Below are 23,737 nucleotides of genomic sequence, written 5' to 3'. Positions count from 1 at the left end.
GGTTCCATGGCGGGTCTTGTGGCAGTCACCGGCTCCGAGGGCTTCATCGGCTCACACCTGGTGGAGGCACTCGTGCGGCGCGGGCACCGGGTCCGCGCCATGGTTCTCTACAACATGTTCAGCTCACGGGGCTGGCTGGACTCGCTCGACGACGACGTCCGGGCACAGGTCGACGTCGTGTTCGGCGACGTGCGGGACCCCGCGTCGGTCCATCGGGTGGCGGAGGGCGCCGAAGTCGTCTACCACCTGGCCGCACTGGGCTCGGTGCCGTACTCCTACGTCGCTCCGAGGTCCTTCGCGGACACCAACACGATCGGCACGCTGCACGTGCTCGAAGCCGTGCGCGCCTGCCGGACCCCGCGGCTGGTGCACACCTCGACCAGCGAGACCTACGGCACCGCCCAGACGGTCCCGATCAGCGAGCAGCACCCCCTGCAAGCGCAGTCGCCGTACGCCGCGTCGAAGATCGCGGCCGACAAGCTGGTCGAGTCCTACCACCTGAGCTTCGAGGTACCCGCGGTCACGCTCCGCCCGTTCAACACCTTCGGGCCGCGGCAGTCGGCGCGCGCGGTCATCCCGGCGGTCATCACCCAGCTCGCGGCCGGCGCACATCGGCTCAAGCTCGGCGCGCTGGCTCCGACCCGGGACTTCACCTACGTCACCGACACGGCGGAGGCGTTCATCGCACTGGCCACCGCGCCGGCGTCGGCCGTGCTCGGTGAAGTCTTCAACGCCGGTACCGGGACCGAGGTGTCGATCGGCACCCTCGCCGGCGACATCGCGCGGGTGATGGGCACCGACGCCGTCATCGACGAGGACGCGCAACGCATCCGCCCCAAGGACTCCGAGGTCATGCGGCTGGTGTGCGACGCGACGAAGCTGACCGACCGCACCGGCTGGCACCCGCGCCACAGCCGCGAGGAAGGCCTGAGAAAGACCATCGAGTGGATGTCCGATCCCGCCAACCTGGCCCGCTACCGGCCTGGCGAGTACAACCAGTGACCCCTGGAGGCGAAGATGCACGCGGTAATCATGGCCGGCGGCAAAGGCATCAGACTCCGCCCGTACACGACCCTGTTGCCGAAGCCGCTGGTGCCGATCGGGGACAAGTTCTCCATCATCGACATCGTCCTCAGCCAGCTCGCCCACGAGGGCTTCGAGCGGATCACCCTGGCGATCGGGCACCTGGGCGAGCTGATCCGCTCCTACGTCGGCGACGGCGGACGCTGGGGCCTGGAGATCGACTACCACACTCAGGACTCGGAGCTCGGCACCATGGGCCCGGTGCTGGAGCTGCTGGACCGGCTCCCGGAGGAGTTCCTCGTGATGAACGGCGACGTGCTGACCGACATCTCCTACGGTGACCTCCTCGACCAGCACCTCGAAAGCGGCGCGCCGCTGACCGTCGCGACCTACCGGCGTCAGGTCAAAGTCGACTTCGGCGTGTTGTCCACAAAGGATGGTGTGGTGGTGGGCTTCGTGGAGAAGCCGACGGTCGACTACCGGGTCAGCATGGGCGTCTACGGCCTGAGCCGGCGGGCCCTGAAGCGGTACACGCCAGGGATGCCGTTCGGCTTCGACGACCTGGTCCTCGACCTGCTGGCCCGGAGCACCCCGCCCCACGAGTACGCGTTCAGCGGGTACTGGCTGGACATCGGCCGCCCCGACGACTACGACCGCGCCAACGCGGAGTTCGACCTGATCAAGGAGAACCTGTTGAGGGGTGCGCGGTGCGCGTCCTGGTGATCGGCGCCGGCGGCTTTCTCGGCGCGCACGTCCGGCGGGCCGCCCTCGACGCGGGCTTCGACGTGGTGACCGCCGGCCGGTCGCCGGTGGCGTCCTCGCCCCGGCACCTCCGGATCGACCTCGGCGCCGTCACCGCGAGCGCCCTCGCCGAGCTCATCGCCCGGCTCGAACCGAGGGCGATCGTGAACTGCGCGGGCGCGACCGAAGGTGACGCACGGGCTCTGACGACGACCAATGTGGACGGTGTGACCACACTCGTGCGGGCGCTGATGCTGGCGGGCGGCGGGATCCGGCTCGTCCACCTGGGCTCGGCGGCGGAGTACGGTCCCGGCCGGACGGGAGTCCCCGTGACCGAATGGATGCCACCGCACCCGATCGGTGAATACGGCCTCACGAAGCTCCTCGGCACGCAGATGATCGTGCGCGCCAGAGTGGACGGCCTCGACGGCGCGGTGCTGCGGGTGTTCAACCCGGTGGGCGCGGGCGCCGGGCGCGGTGGCCTGCCCGGTCGCGCCGCGGCCGCGCTGCGGGCGGCCGTCGCCGACCGCGGGGACCTGCGCCTCGGCCCGCTCGACGCGGTTCGGGACTTCGTCGACGCACGCGACGTCGCCGACGCCGTGCTCGCGGCGGTGACGGCGGACTGGCTGCCACCGGTGCTCAACGTCGGCAGCGGGCGTGGCCTGTCCTGCCGGGACCTCGTGAAGGAGCTGCTCGCCGTCAGCGGCGCGAGCTGCGCCGTCCGGGAGGACGACGGCGGTTCGACGCGCTCGGCAGGAGTGTCCTGGCAGCAGGCCGACATCACGCTGGCCACGACCGTGCTCGACTGGCGGCCACGCCGGGACCTCGCCGACGCGGTGGCAGACCTGTGGAGCTCGTCGTGACCCGGCTGGTCGTGCCCGCGTACTTCCACCCCGCCGTCCGTCCCGGTGACTGGGCCGAGCTGGCGCGGCATCCGGAGCAGGTGCGGCTGGTCGTGCTGAACCCGGCGAGCGGCCCGGGCACGTTGTGCGACGACGTGTTCCTGCCACCGCTCGAGCGGCTGACCGAAGCCGGGATCGCCGTCGCCGGGTACGTCGACACCGGCTACGGGAGCTGTCCCGCCGACGACGTGCTCGCCCAGATCCGGCGCTACACCGACTGGTACGGAGTGACCGGCGTGCTCTTCGACCGGACGTCGGCCCTGTCCACCGACCTCGCCCACTACACCGCGCTCGCCGGGGCCGCGCGCGAGCTGGGCATGGCGACGGTGGCGTTCAACCACGGCGCCCATCCCGCGGAAGGCTATGCGGCCCTCGCCGACCTGCTGGGCACCTTCGAGGGCACGTTGCCGTCCTATTTGGACTCCGTGGTACCGCGCTGGGTACGCCGCTGGCCCGCGGACCGCTTCTTCCACCTCGTGTACGAGGTGCCGGAGAACTACTTCGGCAAGGTGCGCCGGCTCGCCGAGCATCGCCACGCCGGCAGTCTCTTCCTCACCGACCAAGGGGGGCTCAACCCATGGCACCGCGTGCCCGGCGGCCTGCTCGCCTCGCTCGTTCCATGATCGGCGCGGTCCTGGTCGCCGTGCTGTGCTTCGCGTGTGATTCCGCGGAGCCGGTGGACATGGTGCCGCTGGCCACGACCGAGACCCCGACGCACGCCCAGAGCACGACCCAGGCCCCAGCCCCGGCCGTGACCCCGACCCCGCCCCAGGCCGCGACCCCTTCCCAGGCGCCGCCGCCGGAGGTCAGGCGCTGGGTACCGCCACCGGGCACGGCGTGGCAGTGGCAGCTGTCCGGCAAGGTCGACACCGGCGTGGACGTACCGGTGTACGACATCGACGGCGTCGACAACGACAGCGACGTGGTCGACGCCTTGCATCGTGCCGGACGCAAGGTGATCTGCTACGTCAACGTCGGCGCGGCCGAGGACTTCCGGCCCGACGCGGCCGCGTTCCCCGCCGCCGTCAAGGGCAAGACCAACGGCTGGCCGGGTGAGCGCTGGCTGGACATCAGGCGATCCGACGTCCTGCGCCCGATCATGGCGGCGCGGTTCGACACCTGCCGGGACAAGGGTTTCGACGCAGTCGAGCCCGACAACGTCGAGGGCTACACCAACGACACAGGATTCCCGCTGACGGCAGCCGACCAGCTGACCTACAACCGCATGCTCGCCGGGCTCGCGCACGAACGCGGCCTGTCCATCGGCCTGAAGAACGACCTCGGCCAGATCCCCGAACTGCTGGCGGACTTCGACTTCGCGATCGACGAACAGTGCGCCGAGTACGGTGAATGCGGTCGCCTGATCCCGTTCATCAAAGCCGGAAAAGCTGTGTTCCACGTCGAGTACAACCTCGACACGGCGCAGTTCTGCCCCGAGGCCAAGGCGCTGGGCTTCAGTTCGATGCGCAAGACCCTCGACCTCGGCGCGCCTCGTTGGCCCTGCGACTGAGAACGAACTCATCGCGGTCGTGCTCCTGGCTGCCAGATCCGAGCTTTGAATTTGGTCAACACTGAAACAACTGCTGAACTAACCGCGCGGCACGCCGGCGGTCGACAACGCGGCCGCCAGCACACCGATCGCGCCCAGCGTCACGAACACCGCCGGGTATCCCCCGAACCACCCGGCCATCGCACTGCCCGCCCACGGCGCGATCGCCGCGGTCAGCATCACCGGAACCGTCAGCAAACCGCTCAACTGTCCGTAGTGGACAGCGCCCCAGCGATCCGTGACCGCGGTCGCCTGCACCAGCGTGAAGATCCCGCGTGCGACGCCCGCGAGCACCGATCCGGTGACGAGCAGCAACGCCGGGCCCGGAATCACGCCGAGCAACGTCGTCACCACCGCGCTCGACAACAGGATCAACGCCGTTCTCGTGCGCACCGTCGTCTTCGCGGTCAACCGGGCATAGCCGAGCCGTCCGAGAACCTGGCCCACCCCACCGAGGCCCAGGGCCACGGCGGCCGCTGATGTCGACATCCCGCGTTCGGTCAGCAGTGGCACGAGGTTGACCACGACCGCGTAGACGCTGAACGCCGCCAGGCTCATCGCGATCATCAGCACGATGAACGGCCTGCTCCGCGCCACCGCGGACGGGTGGCGCTTCGCCTCGTGCTCGATCTCCGGCCACGGCAGCCGCAAACCGAACAGGTGCAGCGGAACCGTCGTGACAGCAAGGATTCCGGCCAGCACGAGGTAGGTTCCGCGCCAGTCCAGGTGCGTGTTGAGCACGGCGGTCAGCGGCGCGAACACCGTGCTGGCCAGCCCCGCCACCAACGTGAGCGCGGTCAACGCCGACACCCGCCTCGACCCGAACCAGCGGGTGAGCGCGGCGAAGGCAGGTGCGTAGAACACCCCGGCCATGGCGACGCCGACCAGCAACCACGCCGCGGTGAACCACGCCAACGACTGCGCGGTCGCCACGAGGACGAGTGCGGGGACGGCCACGATCGAGCCCGTGGTCATGATCGCGCGAGGCCCGTGGCGGTCGAGCAGCTTGCCCACCGGCACTCCGACGATCCCCGCGACGATCTGGCTCGCGGAGAAGCCGGCGGTGATCGCGGCGTGCGACCACCCGGTCCGCTCGCTGATCGTCGGCAGCAGCACGGGAAACGCGTAGTAGAGAATCCCCCAGCTGATGATCTCGGTGGTGCACAGGACGATCAGCACGCGACGCAGCCCGGCGTCGAGGCTGGGCTGCGTCGTGGTGTCAGCGGGCACTGGGCGCGAGGCCGATCGTCAGTTCGCCGTGTTCCGGCGAGCCGCAGCAGCCACCCTCGGTCTTCTCCGCGTCCGGCGCGTCGAACACACCCGCGCCGCCACAGACACCGGTCTCGGGCAGCACCAACTCCACGCGCCCTGCCGCCTCGTGGTCACCGGCGATCGCGGCCACGACGGACCGCGCCTGCTCGTAGCCCGTCAGCGACAGGAACGTCGGCGCGCGGCCGTAGCTCTTCATGCCCACCAGGTAAACACCCGGCTCGGGGTGACGTAGCTCAGTTTCACCATGCGGGTAAACGGTGCCGCAGGAGTGGACGTTCGGGTCGATCAGCGGGGCGACCTTCGTCGGCGCCTGCAGCACCGGGTCGAGGTCGAGCCGGATCTCCGACAGCCACGACAGGTCCGGCCGGAACCCGGTCAGCACCACGACTTCGTCGATGTCCTCGACCCGGTGGCCGTCGAACGACTCCAGCGTCAAAGTGCCGTCGTCCGCCCGTTCGACAGCCGCCGTGCGGAACCCGGTAGCGGTCGTGATGTGCCCGGCTTCCGCAGCCTTCTTGGCCCGCAGCCCCAACGCACCGCGCGCCGGCAGTTGGTCCGCGTCGCCACCACCGAACGCGTTGCCGACCGCCCCGCGCCGCAACAACCACACGACCTCCGTGCCCGGCTCCTGCTCAGCGAGTTCCGCCAGCACCACCAGCGCGGTGAGGGCCGAGTGCCCACTGCCCGCGACCGCGATCCGCTTACCCGCGTACCGAGCACGTTCGGCCACGAGGTCCGGAACGCGGTAGACGATCTTCTCGGCGGCCGCCTTCTCCCCCACCGCCGGAAGCCCGTCACCACCGAGCGGGTTCGGCGTTCCCCAGGTGCCGGACGCGTCGATCACCGCACGCGCCGTGATCCGCTCCTCGCCCGCAGCGGTCTCCACGTGCACAGTCAGCGGCTCGTCCTCGCGTCCAGCATCGACGATCCGGTCCCGCCCGCGCCTCGCGACACCCACCACGCGGGCGCCGAACCGCACCTGGTCACCGAGTAGGTCAGCGAGCGGCTTGAGGTAGCTCTCGACCCACTCGCCGCCGCTCGGGTAACTGTCTCCATCCGGCCGCACCCAGCCCGCCTGCGTCAGCAGTCGCTCGGCCGCCGGGTCGACGAGCTCGCTCCACTGCGAGAACAGCCGGACGTACTTCCACTGCGACACGGCCGCACCGGCGCGATCGCCCGTCTCCAGCACGAGCACCCGCTCGCCCCGCTCGACCAGATGCGCCGCCGCGGACAAACCCGCAGGTCCGGCACCCACCACGACGACAGGCAACTCGCTCACCACACACCCCTTGTATCGAAGAGTTTCAAATCAGTGCGCCGACTGTATCGACCGGGATCGATTGACGCAACCATCGATCCGCGTCGATACTTCAGCCATGACGACCTCAGCGGCCCCGGCCGTGCTGCCCACCGGCGACGCCGCGACCTACGCGGAGTGGTTCGCATGCCTCGCCGAACCGACCCGCGTACGCCTGCTGCACGCCGTCGCCACCGCGGGCCGCTCGATGACCGTCGGCGAGCTGACCGACCTGCTCGGCATCAGCCAGTCCACCTGCTCGCACCACGTGCGCAAGCTGGTCGAGGTCGGCTTTCTCAGGCAGCACAAGGAAGGCACCGCCACCCACGTCACCGTGAACCCGTCGTGCTGCACCGGTCTGCCGCACGCCGCCGACGTCGTCATGGGCGTACTCGCGCAACGTCCGTGCTGCCCGGTCGACCTGCCCGCCGACGTCACCGTTCGCGCGCTGCGTGACGAGGACTGGACCGCCGTGCGCCGCATCTACGCCGAAGGCATCGCCACCGGCGACGCGACCTTCGAAACCGAGGTTCCGCTGCGCAGGGCACTCGACGCCAAGTGGCTACCGGACCACCGTTGGGTCGCCGAGATCGACGGCGAGGTAGCGGGCTGGGCCGCTGCGACCGCGGTGTCCACACGGGACTGCTACTCAGGCGTCGCCGAGACCTCTGTCTACGTCGGCTCGGACTTCCGCGGTCGTGGGGTCGGCAAGGCCTTGGTGCACAGGCAAGTCAAGGCCGCCGACGACGCAGGCCTGTGGACCTTGCAGACCTCGGTCTTCCCCGAGAACCGCGCCAGCCTGGCACTGCACCACTCAGCGGGCTTCCGCACCCTCGGCGTCCGCGAGCGCATCGCACAACACCACGGCGTGTGGCGCGACACCGTGTTCCTCGAACGCCGAACCGCCGGCTGACACCGCCGACTTCTCCGCGCTCGGGGTCGTCACGACCGGTTGCCGACCAGGTCCAGCACGACGTCGTAGCGGCGGGCGTCGAGGGAGAAGTCGTCGCGGGTGCAGTCGATGACGTGATCGGCGCCGAGCGACTTGACCAGTCCCTGATCAACATCCGGGCAGGCGTGGGACCGCACCTCATGGACCGCGAACCCGAGCAGGCCCAGGACGTGGCCGCGACGATCAGCATCGAGTACCGTCGGGACGAGCTCGTCATCTGTGTCGACAACGACGGTGGGGCACAAGCGATGCCTGGGGTTTCCGCTCCGGCGGGCAACGGGATCACCGGTATGCGGGAGCGCGCCGCCGCGCTCCGTGGCCGGGTGTCGGCCGGACCGTCGCCCGGTAGCGGGCGGCGGGTCCACGCCGTCCTGCCCTCTGGCACCGCAAGCGATCCGGAGCCCACCCCGTGATCCGGGTCGTGCTCGCCGGAGAGGGCCTGCTCTCACCGTGCGTCACCCGGAGGGTGATCGAGCAGTTCGCGGCCCGCACCGCCGCCCCTGCGGTCCCACGGCTGCGGCCTGACCTCACCAACCGCGAACGGGAAGTGGTCGCACTGGCCGGTTCCGGTCTGTCCGACGACGAGATCGCCGCCCATTTGGCGGTGAGCCCAGCCACGGCCAAGACCCACGTGGCGCGTGCGATGGTCGAGCTCGACGCCAGGGACCGCGCACAACTCGTTGTATTCGCCTACGAGGCCGGCCTGGTACGCCCAGGCCGGCTGCCCTGATAGAGGGAGCTGCCGACGTGGTCGAGACGCACGACATCGTTCGCCCGCCCGCGGAACTGAGCGCCGCGCTCGCGGTTCTCGGCAGTGCCACGGCCAGTGCCGAGCTCAGCCGCATGGGCATCCGCAGCGCGTTCATCCGCGGGCCGGTCGCGGTGACGCCCGGGATGCGCGTGGCCGGACCGGCTTTGACGTTGCAGTTCCTGCCGAAGCGGGAGGACCTCTACCCCGTCGACGAGTACGCCGAGCCGGAGAAGCAGTTGCACCGCCACGTGATGTACCACGCGCAGGCCGGCGACATGATCGTCGTGGACGCGCGGGGTGACATGAGCAGCGGCGTGTTCGGCGAGATGATGCTGACCTACTTCAAGGGCCGTGGCGGCGTCGGCGTGGTGGTCGACGGGTGTCTGCGTGACGTCGGCGAGGCCAAGAAGCTCGGTCTCGGGCTGTGGATCCGGGGCGCCACACCGAACTTCCACGCGCAGACCGGCATCGTGCCGACCGCGGTGAACGTGCCGGTGGCGTGTGGTGGCACGCTCGTCGAGCCCGGCGACATCGTCGTCGCCGATGACGACGGGGCGGTCGTGGTGCCGGTCAAGCTCGCGCCCGCGCTGGTGGCCGCTGCCCGGGAACACGCGGAGTGGGAGGAGTTCTCCCGGATCCGGCTGGCCGAGGGCGGCGACCTGCGGCGGTACTACCCGCTGTCGGACGAGGCGCGGCCCGAGTACGAGCGGTGGCGTGCGGAGCAGGGCCGGACCTAGCCCTTCACCGCCCCCGCGGTGAGGCCCTCGGTCAGGAATCTCTGCCCGAACGCGTACATGGTCACGACCGGGATGCTGATCAGCAGCGAGGCCGCGGCCAGCTGCCCCTGCGGCACGACGTCACCGAAGATCATCGACTGCATTCCCACGGGCAGCGTCTTGTAGTCGTCGTCGGTGATGAAGACGAACGCGAACAGGAACTCGTTCCACGCGTTGGTGAGCGTGAAGAGGGCGACCGCGAGCAGGCCCGGCTTCGCCAGCGGGAGAACGATTCGCAGGAACGCGCCGAACCGCGTGCAGCCGTCGACCAGCGCGGCCTCTTCCAGGTCCGCCGGGATCGACTTGAAGTACCCGACGAGCAGCCACGTCGCGAACGGCAGCGTGAACGTGGGATAGGCGAGGACGAGCGACCACAAGGAGTCGTTGAGCCCGATGCCGCTCATCATCTGGTACAGCGGGATGAACAGCAGCGCGCCCGGCATCACGTAGGTGAGCAGGATCGTCACCGTGAAGCTCTCCGAACCGCGGAACCTCAAGCGCGCCAACGCGTAGCCGGCGAGCGCCGCGCAGACCAGCGCGATCGCCGTGGACGCCACCGACACGAGGATCGTGTTGAGGTACCAGGTGCCGAACGCCCTGTCCGCGAACAGGTTCGTGAACTGCTCGGTGGTCCACGGGGTCGGCCACAGGTCGTCGGTGCGTGCCACGATCTGGTCGTCGGACTTGAACGCCGTGACCGTCATCCAGTACAGCGGCGCGAGCACGAAGCCCAGCAGGCCCACCAGCGCGACGCCCGAACCGGTGCCGCCGACCAGGCGTGCGGCCAGCCGGTTGCCCCGTGCGGCCAGCACCGAGACGAGCCGTCCGACCGCGGCCGCGAGCACCACGAAGACGCCCAGCACGAGCGCGGCCTTCCACACGATGTGCGGCGACGCCCAGACCAGCACGAGAACAGACACCACGATGACGGCCCACGGCAACGCGCGACGCTGAGCGGGGGTCAACCGCCCGCGCCCCAGGTCGCGCGCGCCCGGCATGTCGTTGCGCCGCATCATCCGCACGAGGATCACCACCAACACCGCGATGATCGGCAGCATCACCAGCGTGACCGCGGCGCCCGCGCCCAGCTGCAACTGCTGGATCGCCTTCGAGTACGCCACCATCACGTACGGCGCGGTGGCGTCGCCCGGCCCGCCCTGGGTCATCAGCCAGATCAGGTCGAAGTTGTTGAACGTCCAGATCGACGACAGCAGCACCGTCACGATCATGATGTGCCGCAACCCCGGCAACGTGATGTGCACGAACCGCTGCCACGGCGACGCACCGTCCACAATGGCCGCTTCGTACAGCCCGCCGTCGATCGCCTTGAGCCCGGCGAGGAACGTCACCGTGAAGAACGGGATGCCCTTCCAGACGTTGACGAGGATGACCGACGGCAGCGCGAGCGCGGGATCGGACAGCCATTCCGCCGGCCACCGGTCCACGAGCCCGACCGCGGCGAGGAAAGGCCCGATCCCCGAGTCGGTGAGCAGCACGTTGACACTGCCGAAGATCGGGTCGAACAGGGACCGCCAGGTGAAGGCCGTGACGACGGTCGGCACCACCCACGGCAGCAGGATCACCCCGGCGACGACCGCCCGGCCGCGGCGCATCTGGTGCAGCATCAACGCCGCGATGAGACCGAGGATCACCTTGAAGATCTCGGCGTACGCGGTGAAGACGAACGAGTTCAGGACTCCTTTGTGGAACAACGTGTCGCCGATGAGCGCGGTGTAGTTGGACAGCCCGACGAAGACCGTCTCAGCGCCGTGGCGTTCCGTGGTGCTGGTGACGACCGAGTCGGCGATGGGGACCAGGATCAGGCCCGCGACCAGCACCAGCGTCGGCCCGACGAACACCGCGGCGAGGCGCCAGTCGCGTCCGAGCAGCCGCTGCGACGAGCTGAGCGAGGACGACGTGCGCGGCGCCGGGCGAACCGGCGCCGGCCGCGTGCGCAGGTCGGTCACTGCTTGTAGCCCTGTTGCTCGAAGACCTGGACGATCCGGGCGTGCGTCGCGGCGACCGCGTCGGCCGGTTTGGTGCCCTGGATGACCGACTGCATCATGTCGGTCAGGACGTAGGCGGCGGTGGCGGCCTGCTCCCCCGGGCTCGGCGCCTGCGGGAACTTGAAGCCCGTCTTGGTGGTCACGGGGAGCGGGGTGCGGGTCTGCTCCCGCAGCGCGGGGAAGGCCGGGTCACCGCTGGTGTAGTACGGGTCGGAGTCCCACACCTTGTCCCACGAGGGATTCACGAGGCACGGTGCTCCCTTCGCGACACCGAGCAGTGCGGTCCCGCTGACCATGTACTTCGCCACCAGCTTCGCGAGGTCCGGGTTCTTCGCTCCCTTGAACACCACGAACGAGTTGGACTCGCCGAACGCCAGCGGCTTGTCGAGCGCCGGTCCGGTCGCACCGTTGAACGGGTGGGTGTTGCCGTAGACCGGGTTGTTCTTGGTCTTCGAGTCGGCGTAGACGCTGAACTGGTTGAGCGTGAGCCCCAGGATCTGGGCGAGCCAGTTCTCGTTGTTGCTCGAGTCGGTCCAGCTGCCGATCCCCGGTGGCAACATCGGCGTGTACTTGGGGTTCGTGTAGATGTCGCCGATGAACGTGACGGCGGCGACGGTCTCCGGCGAGTTGAACACCACCTTCGTTCCGGTGTTGTCCGCGATCGCCCCGCCGTAGGTGTTGACGACGTTCGCGATGAAGCCGTTGGCGTCGCCGGAGCGGTTCACCGTGAGACCCCAGCCGAAGCGCTTCTTCGCCGGGTCGGAGACCTCCAAAGCGTTGTCGCGCAACTCCTCCCACGTGTAGTGGGGCTTCAGCTCGAGACCCTTCTCCTGGTACCAGTCCTTGCGCAGGTACATCGCGGACGCGATGAAGTGGTACGGGATCGCGAACCAGCGCCCGCCGAACACGCAGTAGTTGTTCGCCTCCGTCGCGGGCTCTCCGTAGAGCTTGCGCATCTCCTCCACCACGTCGGTGACGTCGGTGAGCGCGCCGAGGTTGTGGAGCTGGCCGACGAACCGCCGATCGCTCACGAACGCGAAGTCGCGGCTGGTACCCGCTTTCACCTCGGCGTCCATCTTCGCGACCATGTCCCCCGCGTCGCCGGAGACCAGGTCGTTGCGGAGCGTGGTGCCGGTGGCCTGCGCGAAGACCTGCAGCGACTTGTCCAGCGCCTTGTTGGCGGCCTCCGAGTACAGCTTCTGCGAGAGCATGCCGGCCGATCCGCCGCGCAGCGACGCCGCCTGGTCGAGCAGGGCCTGGGGCACCTGGACGTCCACCTGCGGAGCCGCGGGGCTCCCTCCCCCGCACCCGGCGAGACCGAGCACGCCCAGCGCGCTCATCCCGAGGAAGGTGCGCCGTGATAAGTCCGATTTCTCTTCCATGACACCAACTCCTCCCGCGTCCGGCCGAGCGGACGCGTGCCGACGGGGCGACTCTGCAACCGGCGGGACAGCGGGACGTGCGCCCGCTGCCGGGTCGTTCATGTGGTGAAGTGGAGGAACTACGTGCGCGGCACAGCCCTAGCGCCGCTTGGTCCGCCGCCCCTTCTCCGCGAGGAGCGTGGAGTTGTTGGCCAGGTGCTTGCGCATCGCCGCGCGGGCCCGGTCCGGGTCACGCGCCACGAGCGCCTCGTAGATCTCCGTGTGGTCGGCGGTGGCCTTGCACAACGCGTCCGAGTCCTCGTTGGTGATGCGCCGGCTGGCCGTGCCGAGCCAGCGAGCCGAGTACATGATCCGGTCCAGGATGCGGTTGTTCGCCGCCCGGCAGATCTCCATGTGGAACTCGTGGTCGACCTCGAGGTAGGCGTTCGGATCCCCCTCCAGCGCCGCCATGCGACCGAGCTCGTCCCGCATCCGGTCCAGCGTCTCGTCGGTGACGATGGCGGCGGCCATCGCGGCGAGCTCGGGTTCGAGCAGCATGCGCATCTGGTCGAGCTCCTGCAGCAGCTCGCCGACGACCTCGGCGGGCAGCCACTCGACCAGCAACGGGCTCAGGTAGTCCCACTCCGCCGGCGGACGCACCGTGACCCGGCGGCCCTGCGCCACGTCCACGATGTCCAGCGAGGCGAGGACTTTGAGCGTCTCCCTCGCCACCACGCGGGACACCCCGAACTCCCGTGCGATGTCGAGCTCCGACGGCCCCCGCCCGTCCTCGAACTCACCGTTGACGACCCGCCGGGTCAGGTGAGCGGCCACCTGCACCGGCAGAGTGCGGACCTTGACAAGGTCCGGAGACTCTTGTCCCCTTTGCATGTCATCAGCTTATAGGACAAGTTACTCATCGCGACAGTCCGTTCACCTGCACCACCCGGAGACGGGAGAGCAATGCGGATCGTGAACGTCACCACTGCAGTGGTCGCCTACCACGGCGAAGCCACGCTCGTCCGGATCGACACCGACGAGGGCCTCAGCGGGTTCGGCGAGGCCAACCCCGACGCCGGCGCGGGCGGCGTCGTCGGCATGATCGAGTTCCTGACCCCGCTGCTGATCGGCGAGGACCCGCGCAACGTCGAGCGCTGCTGGGAGAAACTGCGTCGCGGCCGGGTCTTCGCGGGACCACAGGGCGGGGTGTTCGTGATCGCCCTGTCCGGGATCGAGCTCGCGCTGTGGGACCTCGCGGGCAAGGCGGCGGGCCAGCCCGTGCACCGGATGCTCGGCGGGAAGTTCCGCGACCGGATCCGCCTCTACGCCGACTGCGGCGACGGCGACGACCCCGCGGGCTCGGTCTCCGGGTGCGTGGACCGGGCCCAGCGGATGGTCGCCGAGGGCTTCACCGCCATCAAGTTCGACGTCGACGACCTCCGCCACCCGGCCAAGTTCGACGACTTCAACCACACGATCAACGCCGCCGAGCTGCGGTCGATGGTCGCGCGCGTCGCCGCCGTCCGCGAGGCGATCGGACCGGACGTCGACCTGGCCATCGACCTGCACGCGCGCTACGACGTGCCCAGCGCGTGCCGGATCTCCCGCGAGCTGGAACCGTTCGACCTGATGTGGCTCGAGGAGCCGCTGCCTGCGGAGAACGTCGACGCGCTGGTGCGGGTGCGGGAGCAGACCCGCACGCCGATCTGCGCCGGCGAGAACCTGTACCTGCGGTGGGGGTTCCGCGAGCTGCTCGAACGCGGCGCCGTGGACGTGATCGAGCCGGACGTGCCGAAGTGCGGCGGACTCGCGGAGGCCAAGAAGATCGCCAACCTCGCCGAGCTGCACTACATCCCCTTCGCTCCGCACCTGGTGTCGACGCCGCTGGGCACGATGGCGACGTCGCACCAGTGCGCGGCCATTCCCAACTTCTACGTCCAGGAGTGGCACGCGCTGGAGGAACGGGCGGTGTGGGACAGCTACGTCCACGCCCCCGACGGAAGCGGCTCGATCGTGAAGGACGGCTACATCACGCTGCCCGACACCCCGGGCATCGGCGTGGAGCTCGACATGGACGGCGTGCGGGCGCACGCCGTCGCGGGCTACGGCGTGTTCGAGTAGCGGAGCTCGTCCAGGCGGGCGAAGTCCTCGTCGGGCAGGTCGACGTGCACGGCGCCGACGTTCTCTTCGAGGTGCTTCTCCGACGACGTGCCGGGGATCGGCAGCATCACGTCCGACCGCCGCAGCAGCCACGCCAGCGCGATCTGGGCCGGGGTGGCGCCGAGCCGCCGGGCCACCTCGGCGACCGGCGAGCCCGGCCGCACGCTCGGCGCGATCGGCAGCCAGGGCAGGAACGCGATGCCGTGGCGTTCGCAGTGCTCCAGCACGTCCTCGGAGCGCCGGTCGTCGAGGTTGTAGCGGTTCTGCACGCTGACGATCGGCGTGATCCGCTCCGCCTCGACGATCTGCGCGACGGAGACCTCGGACAGCCCGACGTGCCGCACCTTGCCCTCGTCCTGGAGCCGGCGCAGTGCGCCGATCTGGTCCGCGAGCGGGACGGCGGGGTCGACCCGGTGCAGCTGGAACAGGTCGATCCGCTCGACCCGCAGCCTGCGCAGGCTCAGCTCGGCCTGCTGGCGCAGGTACTCCGGGCGGCCGAGCGGGATCCACTCGTGGCCGGGATGACACTGGCCCGCCTTGGTCGCGACCACGACACCGTCCGGGTACGGGTCCAGGGCCTCGGCCAGCAGCTCCTCGTTGCGGCCGAGGTCGTAGGAGTCGGCGGTGTCGAGGAAGGTGACGCCGAGGTCGACCGCTCGGCGCGCCAGGGCGTGTGCCGCGGCCGGGTCGTTCGCGGGCAGCCGCATGGCGCCGAAACCGAGGCGGTGGACGGGCAGGTCGCCGCCGAGGACGAGGTGGGAGTGCACGGGATCTCCTTGCGGGTGCCGGTTCGTTCCGCACTCACACTGCCCATTGCCGTTCACTAAGACAATCGAAACATTCTTTGGCCCATCGCGTAGCATCGCTAATGTGTTGAACCTGGAACGCCTGCGGACGCTGCACGCGGTGTCCACGACGGGATCGGTCCGCGGCGCCGCCGAGGCGTTGCACGTGACCACCTCGGCGGTGTCGCAGCAGCTGGCCAGGCTGGAACACGAGGTCGGCCAGCCCCTGCTGGAACGGCAGGGCCGCGGCATCCGGCTCACCGACGCGGGCGACCTGCTCGCCGAGCACGCGGGCAGGCTGCTGCGCCAGGTGGAGCTCGTCGAGACCGAGCTCGCCGACCGCCGCGGCGCCGTGGCCGGAACGCTCTCGGTGGCCGCGTTCGCCACGGCCGCCCGCGGCCTCGTGCCGCCGATGCTGCGCACGCTGCGGGAGCGGTACCCGCAGCTCTCGGCCCGGCTCGTGGAACTGGAACCCGTCGAGGCGATCGCCCAGCTGCGCCACGGCGACGTCGACCTCGCCGTGGTGCAGGACTGGCCAGAGCAGCCGCTCGCCGTGCCCGCCGACATCGCCAGCGCCCCGCTTCTGGACGACGTCCTCGACGTGGCACTGCCCTCTTCGCACCCGTTCGCAGGCCTCGCCGCGCTCGCCCTGGACGAGCTGCGCGACGAGGAATGGGTCGGCTGGCCCAGCGACGAGATCTGCCACGGCTGGCTCGAGAACACCTTGCGCCGCAACGGGATCGAACGTCAGATCGGGCACACGGCCTCAGAGCACTCCACCCAGCTCGCCCTGGTGGCGGCCGGGCTCGGTGCCGCGATCATCCCCCGCCTCGGCCGCGGTCCGACGCCGGAGGGCGTGCGGTTCGTGCCGCTCGTGCCCGTTCCCCGGCGCCGGGTGTTCGCGTTGTGGCGCAACAGCAGCACGAACAGCCCGGCGCGCAGGGCGGCGTTGCGCGCGCTGCAGGAAGCCGCCCGGCACAGCGGCACCGGCCCTCAGGGCTGACGGGGCCAGGTCCAGGCGTACCGCAGGATGAGGACGAGAACGACCAGTTCCAGTGCGACGCCGAGGCCGTAGAAGTACCTCCAGGACTCGCCCACCACGTTGAACGCCGCGAAGGGGACCTGGATCGAGGCCACGACGATGTTGGTGATGCGGTTCGCGCGGGCAGGCAGCGTCATCGACAGCACGACCATGAGGATCGGGAGCGCCATGAGCGCGAGGAAGACGATCATCAACGTCTGGCTGATGTCGAACTCCCAGACGACGCCGACCAGGATGTCGTCGACGACGCCGGGCCTGAAGAACGCGAGAATGTCCACATAGGCGTACAGGAACATGAGGCTCGTCCACGCTGCGGCGAGCTTGGTTCTCACCGAGATCCGCTGGTCGTCCAGCGTGGTGGGTTGACGCGTTCTCATCATGGGCTCCGTTGTCGTGGTGAGGATCGGTGGGTTCACGATCGCTGAGCCCGGCGGCGGGAACATCGGCACCGAGGCCGGATCCGTCCTGGTCGTTGGGAGGAGCGGCGTCTCGTTCTTTCGAACGGTCCCCGACGCCTCGGCGGTCTTTAGGCTGGGTGCGTGATTACCAACGCCCTGAGCTCGCTGTGGGCCGAGCCCCGCGCCACGGACGCTCCCGAACGGGTGTCGCGTGACTGGGTGCTGGTCGGGGTGTTGATGGTGACGGCGTTGCTCGAGGGAGTCTTCTGGGACGACGTCGTCTGGCGGCCGGTCGCGACGATCGTGGCGGTCGGGCTCGCGCCGGTGCTGCTGTGGCGGCGCACCCACCCGTTGGCCTGCGTCGTGGTGGCCTTCGGCACCGCGACGACGTTGGGCCTGGCGAGCCTGCTGGGCGGGGCCCAGAGCGCGGGCCTGAACACGATGATCTACATCCTGGTGTTCGTCTACGCGCTGGTCCGCTGGGGCTCGGGGCGCGAGACCGTGATCGGGCTGGCGGTGGTGGCGGTCGCCGCGGTGTTCGGCAGCGTGACTGACTACGCCGGGCCGACCGAACTCTTCGGCGGGTTCGCCGTGCTGGCTGCTGCGGCGGCGGGCGGAGCGGCGTTCCGCTACCGCGCCGAGAGCTGGCGCCGGGCGTTGGACCAGAGCCGCAGCCAGGAACGGGTCGGCCTCGCGCGCGAGCTGCACGACATCGTCGCCCACCACGTCTCGGCGATCGCCGTGCAGGCGCAGGCAGGTCAGGCGATGGCCGCGCAGCGACCTGAAGCGGCGCTCGAAGCGCTGGTGGTCATCGAGGGAGAAGCGTCGCGGACGCTCGCGGAGATGCGAGCGATGGTCCGGGTGCTGCGCGACGGGGCGCCGGCGCAGTACGCCCCACAGCCCGGGGTCGCCGACCTGGTGTCCCTCGCCCGCCGCGCCCCGGTGCCGGTCGTCGACGTGTCGTTGCCACCTGACCTGGACGACCTCCCGCCCCAGGTCGACGCGGCGGTCTACCGGCTGGCGCAGGAGGCGTTGACCAACGCCCTGCGGCACGCCCGCAACGCCTCGCGGGTCGAGATCCGGGTCGTGGAGGGCGAGGGAAGGCTGCGACTGCACGTGACCGACGACGGACAGATCGACCCGGGACGGCCGGTGAACCACGGCTTCGGGCTGCTGGGGATGACCGAACGCGTGCAGCTGCTCGGCGGCACGCTGCGTGCCGGACCGGCGGCCGAGCGCGGGTGGGCGGTCGACGCCGAACTGCCGACGGGGGCAGGCCGATGACGGTGCGCGTGCTGGTGGCCGACGACCAGGATCTGGTGCGCACCGGCCTGTCGATGATCCTGGAGGCGCAGCCCGACATCGAGGTCGTCGGCCAGGCCGCCGACGGCCACACCGCCGTCGAGCTGGCGCGTCGGCTCCGCCCCGACGTGTGCCTGGTCGACATCCAGATGCCGGGGCTCGACGGCATCGAGGTGACCAAGCTCCTCGCCGGGCGGGACGTCCCGGACCCGATCGCGGTCGTGGTGATCACGACGTTCGACCTCGACGAGTACATCCAGGGTGCGCTTCGGGCCGGCGCCCGAGGCTTTCTGCTCAAAGACGCCGGACCGGCGCTGCTCGTCCAGGCCGTCCACGCCGCCGCCGTCGGCGACGCCCTGATCGCGCCGAACGTCACCCGGCGGCTGCTGGCCACCCTCGCCGCCAGGGAACCGGTGAGCCGGCGGACCCAGCCGATCGAGCCGCTCACCGAACGCGAGGAGGAAGTGCTGACGCTGGTCGCCCGTGGCCGCACGAACGCCGAGATCGCCGCCGAGCTGTTCATCGGCTTGACGACCGCCAAGAGCCACGTCGCCAGCCTGCTGAACAAGATCGGCGTCCGGAACAGGGTCGAGATCGCGATGTGGGCGTACGACACCGGCAGGGTGGGGTAAATGCGTGGTTTGCCGAACTGGACGCCCTGCTGACCTGCACGAACGCATTTCTCGACCGTTACAGGGTCAATCGTCAGGTAATCGCAAGGCGGCAGGAAACCCGCCAAGCCGCCGTCATCCGGTTGGGTACGTCTTCTCCGCCGCTGCCCAGCGTACGAGCCGGAAGGGTTCCAATGATCCACGCGATTGTCGCCGCGGCCATGGCGATGTCCACCGTCGTCCTCCCCCAGGCCGACGTCCCGCCACCCGGCGCGGTCACCATCGACACGATCAACGGCAGCGGTTGCCCCAGAGGCACGACCAAGGTGACGGTGTCACCGGACAACTCCGCCTTCCACGTGGTCTTCAGCAGCTACGCGGCCAAGGTCGGCCCCGGCGCCGCTCCGACGGACTTCCGGAAGAACTGCCAGCTGAGCATCAGGGTGAACGCGCCGGAGGGCTACGTCTACGGCATCTCCAAGGTGGACTACGCGGGCTACCTCCACCTCGAACGCGGCGCCACCAGCACCCTGAGGTCCACCTACTACTTCCAGGGCATGCCGGACACCGGCTACCGCAGCCACGGCTGGCAGGGTCCGGTGGATGACGAGTGGCAGGCCACCGACGAGGGCTCGCCGATCATCTACCCGCCCTGCGGCGTGAACAGGAACCTCAACCTCAACACCGAGCTGCGGGTCAACGCGGGCACATCGGATCCGAAGAAGACGAGCTTCATGGCGATGGACTCGCTCGACGGTTACGCCAAGACGGACTACTACTTCTCGTGGAAGCGTTGCCCGTAACCGGAAAACGCTGAGGCCTGGGTCCACGGTGGACCCAGGCCTCGCGTTCATGCGCGATCAGGAGTGGACGGGAACCTGCTCGTAGATCACCTTCCACTCGTAGGTGCCGACGAACCCGTTGGCCCACAAGCGGTTCACCCGAGCCGCCTCGGTGGAGTTCGGGGAGGCGACGGTGCACGACGTGCCAGGGCCGCCGCCCGACATCAGCTCGGAGCAGGGACCGCTGTAGTGGTCGGGCAGGCCGAGGGCGTGCCCGGTCTCGTGGGCGGTGATGCGGGTGACGTAGTACTGCCGCGCTTGCGTGTAATCAATGAAAATGGTGCCGCTGCCGTGGCCGTTGGTGGAGGCGTACGACCCTCGCGGGTCATTGCCCTCCCGATAGCGCAGGGTGGCCGCGCTGCGGTTCTCCACCAGTTTCACGTTGGACACCCGCGCGTTCCAGTTCGCCGCGCCCTGACGGATGGCGCTCGCGAACGTGGGTGCGCTGCTGGTGTCGTAGTAGACGTTGACCGCCGCCGCGGTGGGCGGGGCCTCGGAGGTCGACGCGTGGCCGGTCAGGGGTGCGACCACGGTCGTCGCCGCGGCGAGCGCGACGGGCAGGACGAATTTTCTGAACATGGGTTCTCCTCGCTTGCAGGGTGCGAAGAATGAAACCTCGAGGTTCCACTACCCAACGTAAGGAAGGTCTTCGCGCCACTCGCCCGCCATTGGCATGAAACGGTTCGACGCTCTTGACGGTTGACGTTGCGCGTTATTCGGGCGAATGTGGCGAAGGGCGTGAAAAGGGGCGAATGGCGGTGACGGTGCGTCAGGCCCGCGCACCGGCCGGCGTCGTCGCGAAGTCCTTCTGGCGGGTGTCGGCCGAGTAGTGGGCGACCGCGATCGCTCCGGCGATCGCCAGGACGAACCCGATGGTCGCGGCCGTCACGTAGCCGTCGCGGACGCGGTCGTCGAGGTAGACCAGTCCGACGAACGACGAAAGCGCCGTGTTGGTGGTGAACATGACCGCGGTGACCCCGGTCGGACCGCTCTTCTGCAGCGCCATCGCGAACAGCACCGCCGCCGTGAGTCCGTTGAGGACGATGGCCCAGGCCGCCGGTTCCAGAACGAGTCGCCAGGCGGTGTCCGGGAGCTCGAGTGTGCGTGCCGAGATGCCGACGACGCTGTAGGCGACACCGGAGCCGAACGCCAGCGCGGTCGCCGACCACACGTGGTGGTGGCGCCGGGCGAAAACCGCGATCGCCGCCACCGGAATCACCACGGCCACGAGGATCCAGCGCCACTGCGGCGGCAGGACCTGTGCGGGCCCCGGTTCCGCGGACGCTCCCAGCAGAACCAGGCCGGTCGCGCCGACGACCAACGCGCCCCATCCCGCCGCACGGAGGTGATGGCCCATGAACACGCTGAACAGGGCGGTGACACCGACGCTGAACGCGAGCATCGACTGCACGAGGAACAACGGCAGCCGGTGCAGCGCGGCGGCCGCGGCGGCGAACCCCAGCATGTCCACGCCGAGCCCGAGGAAGTACAGCCATTGACGTCGGAGAGCGATGAGATCGAGAGACGTCCCGCCGTACGCGCCCGCACGCCGGACACCGATGGACTCCAGGATCGAACCACTGCCCGACGCCAGGGTCGCCAGCACAGCGAGCAGGTATCCCAGTGTCACCCGCCCATTGTGTCAGCCGGGGGTCGTGGCGCCCTCAACGTCCCCATTGGATGTGCGTGCCGTCACCGCTGTCCCAGCGCGGCTCGCGCGCATCATGCGGAGTGCGTGCAGCGCCGAGGACTCACCCGCGAACTCCGCGGATCCGCCGAGGTAACCGGCGATCAGGTCGGGAGCGGAGTGGTCCTCGACACCGGTGAATCCGAGGGCACGCAGCCGCGCGGCGATGTCGTCGGGAGTGAAGTAGCTGAACAGGGGTTCGCCGACGGCGGCCAGCCGATCGGCACGTGCGCGCTGGTGGGCGCGTTCCGCGTCGGTGGTCGCGGAGCGCAGGTAGTCGAAGACCACCTCGACCGGCTGGGCCTGTCCGGCGATGTAGGCGAGGGTGGCGTGGGCGGCGTCGGAGGTCAGGTAGTAGACGACGCCCAGCCACACGAACACCGCCGGGTCCGTCCTGCTGAATCCGGCGGCTTCGAGTTCCGTTGCCAGCGTTTGGGTTTCGAAGTCGACCGGCACGAAGGTCAGCGTGTCGGGGCTGTCGATGCCGGTCGTGGCAAGGCGTTCGCGCTTCCACGCCTGGGTGGCGGGGTGGTCGACTTCGAAGACGCGCACGTCGCGGCGGGGGTTGCGGTAGGCGAAGGTGTCGAGGCCCGCGCCCAGGATCACGACCTGGCGCACACCTTCGGCGATGGCGGCGGCCACGGTGTCCTCGGCGAAACGGGCCCTGGTGGCGAAGAACAGGCGGCGGGGGCGGTCCGTCACGGCGCCGCCGAGGCGGTCGGTCGCGGCCGTGCCCAGTCTGGGCAGTTCGTCCTCGGCATGGCCCAGCAGACGTGCCGCGAGGGGGTCGGTGAAGATTTGTGGCTGGTCAACGATCTGGTGGTAGGCGCGGGCGTACGCGGTGACTAGCGCCGTCCGGCTGGGTCCGCCGTTCTCCATGGTCTCGACGCTACTCACGAAGTCGGTGCGTACGCAGCCACACTGTTCTCAGCTGCCCGCGTACTCCACGAACCGAACGTCCGTGACGCCGGCGATCGCGCGTGCCAGCACCTCGGCGATGTGACGATCGGTCGCGTCGTTCATCCTGTCCACGATGGACACTCGGCCGCCGGACACCTCGACGGTCCACCGGTGTGCGGAGCCGATCATGTCCAGGCGGTGCCGGAGCTCGGCCTCGATGATCCAGTCGTCGCGGCTGATGGAGCGGAGCATGTCGCGGCGGGTCACGATGCCCGCGAGGTGGCCCTCGTCGACCACCGCGACGCTGCGCACGCCGTGCTGCAGCATGAGGTCGGCGACCTCGGACAGGTCGGTGTTCGGGGTGACGGTCACCGGCTTCGTCATGACCTGGACGACCAGGTCAGCGGGTTTGTCCCGTGGCTGAACGGGTTCGCCGTGCACCAGTTTGCGCGGGTCCTGGGGCAACCGGTCGCGCAGCAGCTCGGTCTCGCCGACCGCACCCACCAACGCACCCGAAGCGTCCACCACGGGCAGGGCGGTGAAGCCTCGTTCGGCGAGCAGTCGCGCGGCGTCACGCGCGGGCAGGTCCGGGGAGACGACCACGACGTCGGTCGTCATCACGTCTCGTGTCCTCATGGCGCTCCTCAGCCGAAGATCTCGGTCTGGCGGGTGTGCTTGGTGTCGTTCCAGTCGCACCGCAGCCGGTTGTGCACGTCCACCACGCCCGGCAGGACGCGGACGAGGTGCTCGGCGATGTCGACCTCGCTCTGGCGTTCGAGCTTGCCCCGCAGGTCCACGACGCCGTTGCTCACCTCGATGTCGACGGTGTTCGGGTCGACCCACAGCATCCGGCCGAAGATTTCGTCGCGGATCGTTGTGCGCAGTTCGTCGTCGTCGCGCAGGAAGACCTTGAGCAGGTCGCGGCGAGATGCCACGCCTACGAGCGCGCCGTCGGAGTCCACGACGAAGAGCCTGCGCACGCCGGCCGCTGCCAGTTCGCGGGCGGCGGCGCTCGCGGGCAGGTCCGGCGGAATGCTCTTGACCGGCGACGTCATGATGTCGCGCGCGGTGAGGCCGGTTGCCTGTTCCCACCTGTGCTTCGTCGAACGTCCCGCGAACACGCCGGGCGCGTCCTCGGTGCCGCCGCGGAACTCCTCCTTCGGCATCAGGTCGGCCTCGGACACCACGCCGACGGGGAAGCCGCCGTCCAGCACGGGCACGGCACTGATCCTGTTGTCCTCCAGCAGCCGCACGAGCTCCTTGAACGAGCTGCCGACGTCCGCGGTGATCACCTCACGTGTCATCAGCGAGGCGACGGTCGGTTCACGCATGACACCCTCCGGCGATCTTCGGTTGCTGTCCTGTCCCCAGCCTTCTCGG

Annotated in this window: 27 protein-coding genes; 14 read left to right on the top strand and 13 right to left on the bottom strand. The window is 69.6% G+C overall.

Annotated elements, in window-relative coordinates; all coding sequences use genetic code 11:
• The first annotated feature begins 6 nt into the window (after positions 1 to 6).
• From AB0M24_RS02755 to AB0M24_RS02735, 5 genes are read left to right on the top strand one after another with little or no spacing between them, the layout of a single operon-like run.
• Entirely contained in the window at positions 7 to 1,002 is a 996-nt protein-coding gene (locus AB0M24_RS02755) for a GDP-mannose 4,6-dehydratase (protein ID WP_363760013.1), read from the top strand.
• 15 nt (positions 1,003 to 1,017) lie between these two features.
• On the top strand, positions 1,018 to 1,746 hold the full coding sequence (locus AB0M24_RS02750) for a sugar phosphate nucleotidyltransferase (RefSeq protein ID WP_363760010.1): 729 nt from the start codon (positions 1,018 to 1,020) through the stop codon (positions 1,744 to 1,746).
• Positions 1,731 to 2,627 (top strand): NAD(P)-dependent oxidoreductase, encoded by an 897-nt coding sequence (locus tag AB0M24_RS02745; protein WP_363760007.1) that lies wholly within the window; start codon positions 1,731 to 1,733, stop codon positions 2,625 to 2,627. The genes AB0M24_RS02750 and AB0M24_RS02745 overlap by 16 nt, the downstream gene beginning before the upstream one ends.
• The gene (locus AB0M24_RS02740; protein WP_363760004.1) at positions 2,624 to 3,289 is read left to right on the top strand and encodes a spherulation-specific family 4 protein; all 666 of its coding nucleotides are present in this window, start codon (positions 2,624 to 2,626) and stop codon (positions 3,287 to 3,289) included. The genes AB0M24_RS02745 and AB0M24_RS02740 overlap by 4 nt, the downstream gene beginning before the upstream one ends.
• Entirely contained in the window at positions 3,286 to 4,176 is an 891-nt protein-coding gene (locus AB0M24_RS02735; protein ID WP_363760001.1) for an endo alpha-1,4 polygalactosaminidase, read from the top strand. The genes AB0M24_RS02740 and AB0M24_RS02735 overlap by 4 nt, the downstream gene beginning before the upstream one ends.
• Before the next feature lie 78 nt (positions 4,177 to 4,254).
• Here AB0M24_RS02735 and AB0M24_RS02730 read toward each other — a convergent pair whose 3' ends face one another.
• Positions 4,255 to 5,445, bottom strand: a complete 1,191-nt coding sequence (locus tag AB0M24_RS02730; RefSeq protein ID WP_363759999.1) for an MFS transporter — start codon at positions 5,443 to 5,445, stop codon at positions 4,255 to 4,257.
• A complete protein-coding gene (locus AB0M24_RS02725) occupies positions 5,435 to 6,766 on the bottom strand; it encodes an FAD-dependent oxidoreductase (RefSeq protein WP_363759996.1) in 1,332 nt (443 codons plus the stop codon). The genes AB0M24_RS02730 and AB0M24_RS02725 overlap by 11 nt, the downstream gene beginning before the upstream one ends.
• Positions 6,767 to 6,863: 97 nt before the next feature.
• On the opposite strand from AB0M24_RS02725, the gene AB0M24_RS02720 reads away from it, so the two are divergent.
• Positions 6,864 to 7,697 (top strand): metalloregulator ArsR/SmtB family transcription factor, encoded by an 834-nt coding sequence (locus AB0M24_RS02720; protein WP_363759993.1) that lies wholly within the window; start codon positions 6,864 to 6,866, stop codon positions 7,695 to 7,697.
• Positions 7,698 to 7,726: 29 nt separating this feature from the next.
• On the opposite strand, the gene AB0M24_RS02715 is transcribed toward AB0M24_RS02720, so the two are convergent.
• The gene (locus AB0M24_RS02715; RefSeq protein WP_363759990.1) at positions 7,727 to 7,873 is read right to left on the bottom strand and encodes a zinc-binding dehydrogenase; all 147 of its coding nucleotides are present in this window, start codon (positions 7,871 to 7,873) and stop codon (positions 7,727 to 7,729) included.
• Between the two features lie 3 nt (positions 7,874 to 7,876).
• Between AB0M24_RS02715 and AB0M24_RS02710 the strand changes: the two genes are divergently transcribed.
• The 3 genes from AB0M24_RS02710 to AB0M24_RS02700 are packed head-to-tail and all read left to right on the top strand — an operon-like array spanning position 7,877 to position 9,224.
• Positions 7,877 to 8,149 (top strand): hypothetical protein, encoded by a 273-nt coding sequence (locus AB0M24_RS02710; protein ID WP_363759987.1) that lies wholly within the window; start codon positions 7,877 to 7,879, stop codon positions 8,147 to 8,149.
• Positions 8,146 to 8,466 (top strand): LuxR C-terminal-related transcriptional regulator, encoded by a 321-nt coding sequence (locus AB0M24_RS02705; protein ID WP_363759984.1) that lies wholly within the window; start codon positions 8,146 to 8,148, stop codon positions 8,464 to 8,466. Before AB0M24_RS02710 ends, AB0M24_RS02705 begins: the two co-directional genes overlap by 4 nt.
• A gap of 17 nt (positions 8,467 to 8,483) precedes the next feature.
• A complete protein-coding gene (locus tag AB0M24_RS02700; protein WP_363759981.1) occupies positions 8,484 to 9,224 on the top strand; it encodes a ribonuclease activity regulator RraA in 741 nt (246 codons plus the stop codon).
• On the opposite strand, the gene AB0M24_RS02695 is transcribed toward AB0M24_RS02700, so the two are convergent.
• The 3 genes from AB0M24_RS02695 to AB0M24_RS02685 all read right to left on the bottom strand — a co-directional run bounded on the left by AB0M24_RS02695 (position 9,221) and on the right by AB0M24_RS02685 (position 13,521).
• Entirely contained in the window at positions 9,221 to 11,230 is a 2,010-nt protein-coding gene (locus tag AB0M24_RS02695) for an ABC transporter permease subunit (RefSeq protein ID WP_363759978.1), read from the bottom strand. The genes AB0M24_RS02700 and AB0M24_RS02695 overlap by 4 nt on opposite strands.
• Complete coding sequence (locus AB0M24_RS02690) at positions 11,227 to 12,609, bottom strand: extracellular solute-binding protein (protein WP_363759975.1); 1,383 nt, start codon at positions 12,607 to 12,609, stop codon at positions 11,227 to 11,229. The genes AB0M24_RS02695 and AB0M24_RS02690 overlap by 4 nt, the downstream gene beginning before the upstream one ends.
• 180 nt (positions 12,610 to 12,789) lie before the next feature.
• Complete coding sequence (locus AB0M24_RS02685; RefSeq protein WP_363759972.1) at positions 12,790 to 13,521, bottom strand: FadR/GntR family transcriptional regulator; 732 nt, start codon at positions 13,519 to 13,521, stop codon at positions 12,790 to 12,792.
• Between the two features lie 72 nt (positions 13,522 to 13,593).
• Here AB0M24_RS02685 and AB0M24_RS02680 point away from each other — a divergent pair, with 72 nt between their 5' ends.
• Positions 13,594 to 14,751: a mandelate racemase/muconate lactonizing enzyme family protein gene (locus AB0M24_RS02680; RefSeq protein WP_363759969.1), complete on the top strand. Its 1,158-nt coding sequence runs from the start codon at positions 13,594 to 13,596 to the stop codon at positions 14,749 to 14,751.
• Here AB0M24_RS02680 and AB0M24_RS02675 read toward each other — a convergent pair.
• On the bottom strand, positions 14,733 to 15,557 hold the full coding sequence (locus AB0M24_RS02675) for an aldo/keto reductase (protein ID WP_363759966.1): 825 nt from the start codon (positions 15,555 to 15,557) through the stop codon (positions 14,733 to 14,735). The genes AB0M24_RS02680 and AB0M24_RS02675 overlap by 19 nt on opposite strands.
• A 103-nt stretch (positions 15,558 to 15,660) precedes the next feature.
• On the opposite strand from AB0M24_RS02675, the gene AB0M24_RS02670 reads away from it, so the two are divergent.
• Positions 15,661 to 16,578, top strand: coding sequence for a LysR substrate-binding domain-containing protein (locus AB0M24_RS02670; RefSeq protein ID WP_363759963.1), 918 nt, complete (start codon positions 15,661 to 15,663; stop codon positions 16,576 to 16,578).
• Here the strand turns inward: AB0M24_RS02670 and AB0M24_RS02665 are convergent.
• Complete coding sequence (locus tag AB0M24_RS02665; protein WP_363759960.1) at positions 16,569 to 16,994, bottom strand: DUF6326 family protein; 426 nt, start codon at positions 16,992 to 16,994, stop codon at positions 16,569 to 16,571. The two genes, AB0M24_RS02670 and AB0M24_RS02665, sit on opposite strands and share 10 nt — an antisense overlap.
• A 162-nt stretch (positions 16,995 to 17,156) precedes the next feature.
• Between AB0M24_RS02665 and AB0M24_RS02660 the strand changes: the two genes are divergently transcribed.
• From AB0M24_RS02660 to AB0M24_RS02650, 3 genes are all read left to right on the top strand, one after another.
• Positions 17,157 to 18,299 carry a histidine kinase gene (locus AB0M24_RS02660; RefSeq protein WP_363759957.1) on the top strand — a complete coding sequence of 381 codons (1,143 nt, stop codon included), beginning with the start codon at positions 17,157 to 17,159 and terminating at the stop codon, positions 18,297 to 18,299.
• Entirely contained in the window at positions 18,296 to 18,949 is a 654-nt protein-coding gene (locus AB0M24_RS02655) for a response regulator transcription factor (protein WP_363759954.1), read from the top strand. The genes AB0M24_RS02660 and AB0M24_RS02655 overlap by 4 nt, the downstream gene beginning before the upstream one ends.
• Before the next feature lie 173 nt (positions 18,950 to 19,122).
• Complete coding sequence (locus tag AB0M24_RS02650) at positions 19,123 to 19,731, top strand: DUF4360 domain-containing protein (protein ID WP_363759951.1); 609 nt, start codon at positions 19,123 to 19,125, stop codon at positions 19,729 to 19,731.
• Positions 19,732 to 19,788: 57 nt separating this feature from the next.
• Here AB0M24_RS02650 and AB0M24_RS02645 read toward each other — a convergent pair whose 3' ends face one another.
• The 5 genes from AB0M24_RS02645 to AB0M24_RS02625 form a co-directional block, all read right to left on the bottom strand.
• Complete coding sequence (locus tag AB0M24_RS02645; RefSeq protein WP_363759948.1) at positions 19,789 to 20,349, bottom strand: snapalysin family zinc-dependent metalloprotease; 561 nt, start codon at positions 20,347 to 20,349, stop codon at positions 19,789 to 19,791.
• A gap of 190 nt (positions 20,350 to 20,539) precedes the next feature.
• Positions 20,540 to 21,400: a hypothetical protein gene (locus tag AB0M24_RS02640; RefSeq protein ID WP_363759945.1), complete on the bottom strand. Its 861-nt coding sequence runs from the start codon at positions 21,398 to 21,400 to the stop codon at positions 20,540 to 20,542.
• 12 nt (positions 21,401 to 21,412) lie between these two features.
• Positions 21,413 to 22,336, bottom strand: coding sequence for an SAM-dependent methyltransferase (locus AB0M24_RS02635; protein WP_363759942.1), 924 nt, complete (start codon positions 22,334 to 22,336; stop codon positions 21,413 to 21,415).
• A gap of 48 nt (positions 22,337 to 22,384) precedes the next feature.
• Positions 22,385 to 22,993 carry a CBS domain-containing protein gene (locus tag AB0M24_RS02630; RefSeq protein WP_363759939.1) on the bottom strand — a complete coding sequence of 203 codons (609 nt, stop codon included), beginning with the start codon at positions 22,991 to 22,993 and terminating at the stop codon, positions 22,385 to 22,387.
• An 8-nt stretch (positions 22,994 to 23,001) separates the two neighbouring features.
• Entirely contained in the window at positions 23,002 to 23,688 is a 687-nt protein-coding gene (locus AB0M24_RS02625) for a CBS domain-containing protein (protein ID WP_363759936.1), read from the bottom strand.
• Between the last annotated feature and the right edge of the window lie 49 nt (positions 23,689 to 23,737).

It is taken from the genome of Lentzea sp. NPDC051838, from assembly GCF_040681245.1.
Classification (GTDB): domain Bacteria; phylum Actinomycetota; class Actinomycetes; order Mycobacteriales; family Pseudonocardiaceae; genus Lentzea.
The sequence above is the reverse complement of the archived record's forward strand: the minus strand, read 5'-3'. Positions and strand labels throughout refer to the sequence as shown.

Bases quoted from the DNA above. Each gene is read 5' to 3' on its own strand.
- AB0M24_RS02755 (WP_363760013.1), top strand. From the start codon at position 7: ATGGCGGGTCTTGTGGCAGTCACCGGCTCCGAGGGCTTCATCGGCTCA.
- AB0M24_RS02750 (WP_363760010.1), top strand. From the start codon at position 1,018: ATGCACGCGGTAATCATGGCCGGCGGCAAAGGCATCAGACTCCGCCCG.
- AB0M24_RS02735 (WP_363760001.1), top strand. From the start codon at position 3,286: ATGATCGGCGCGGTCCTGGTCGCCGTGCTGTGCTTCGCGTGTGATTCC.
- AB0M24_RS02720 (WP_363759993.1), top strand. From the start codon at position 6,864: ATGACGACCTCAGCGGCCCCGGCCGTGCTGCCCACCGGCGACGCCGCG.
- AB0M24_RS02710 (WP_363759987.1), top strand. From the start codon at position 7,877: ATGGACCGCGAACCCGAGCAGGCCCAGGACGTGGCCGCGACGATCAGC.
- AB0M24_RS02690 (WP_363759975.1), bottom strand. From the start codon at position 12,609: ATGAGCGCGCTGGGCGTGCTCGGTCTCGCCGGGTGCGGGGGAGGGAGC.
- AB0M24_RS02685 (WP_363759972.1), bottom strand. From the start codon at position 13,521: ATGCAAAGGGGACAAGAGTCTCCGGACCTTGTCAAGGTCCGCACTCTG.
- AB0M24_RS02680 (WP_363759969.1), top strand. From the start codon at position 13,594: ATGCGGATCGTGAACGTCACCACTGCAGTGGTCGCCTACCACGGCGAA.
- AB0M24_RS02665 (WP_363759960.1), bottom strand. From the start codon at position 16,994: ATGAGAACGCGTCAACCCACCACGCTGGACGACCAGCGGATCTCGGTG.
- AB0M24_RS02655 (WP_363759954.1), top strand. From the start codon at position 18,296: ATGACGGTGCGCGTGCTGGTGGCCGACGACCAGGATCTGGTGCGCACC.
- AB0M24_RS02650 (WP_363759951.1), top strand. From the start codon at position 19,123: ATGATCCACGCGATTGTCGCCGCGGCCATGGCGATGTCCACCGTCGTC.
- AB0M24_RS02645 (WP_363759948.1), bottom strand. From the start codon at position 20,349: ATGTTCAGAAAATTCGTCCTGCCCGTCGCGCTCGCCGCGGCGACGACC.
- AB0M24_RS02635 (WP_363759942.1), bottom strand. From the start codon at position 22,336: ATGGAGAACGGCGGACCCAGCCGGACGGCGCTAGTCACCGCGTACGCC.
- AB0M24_RS02630 (WP_363759939.1), bottom strand. From the start codon at position 22,993: ATGAGGACACGAGACGTGATGACGACCGACGTCGTGGTCGTCTCCCCG.
- AB0M24_RS02625 (WP_363759936.1), bottom strand. From the start codon at position 23,688: ATGCGTGAACCGACCGTCGCCTCGCTGATGACACGTGAGGTGATCACC.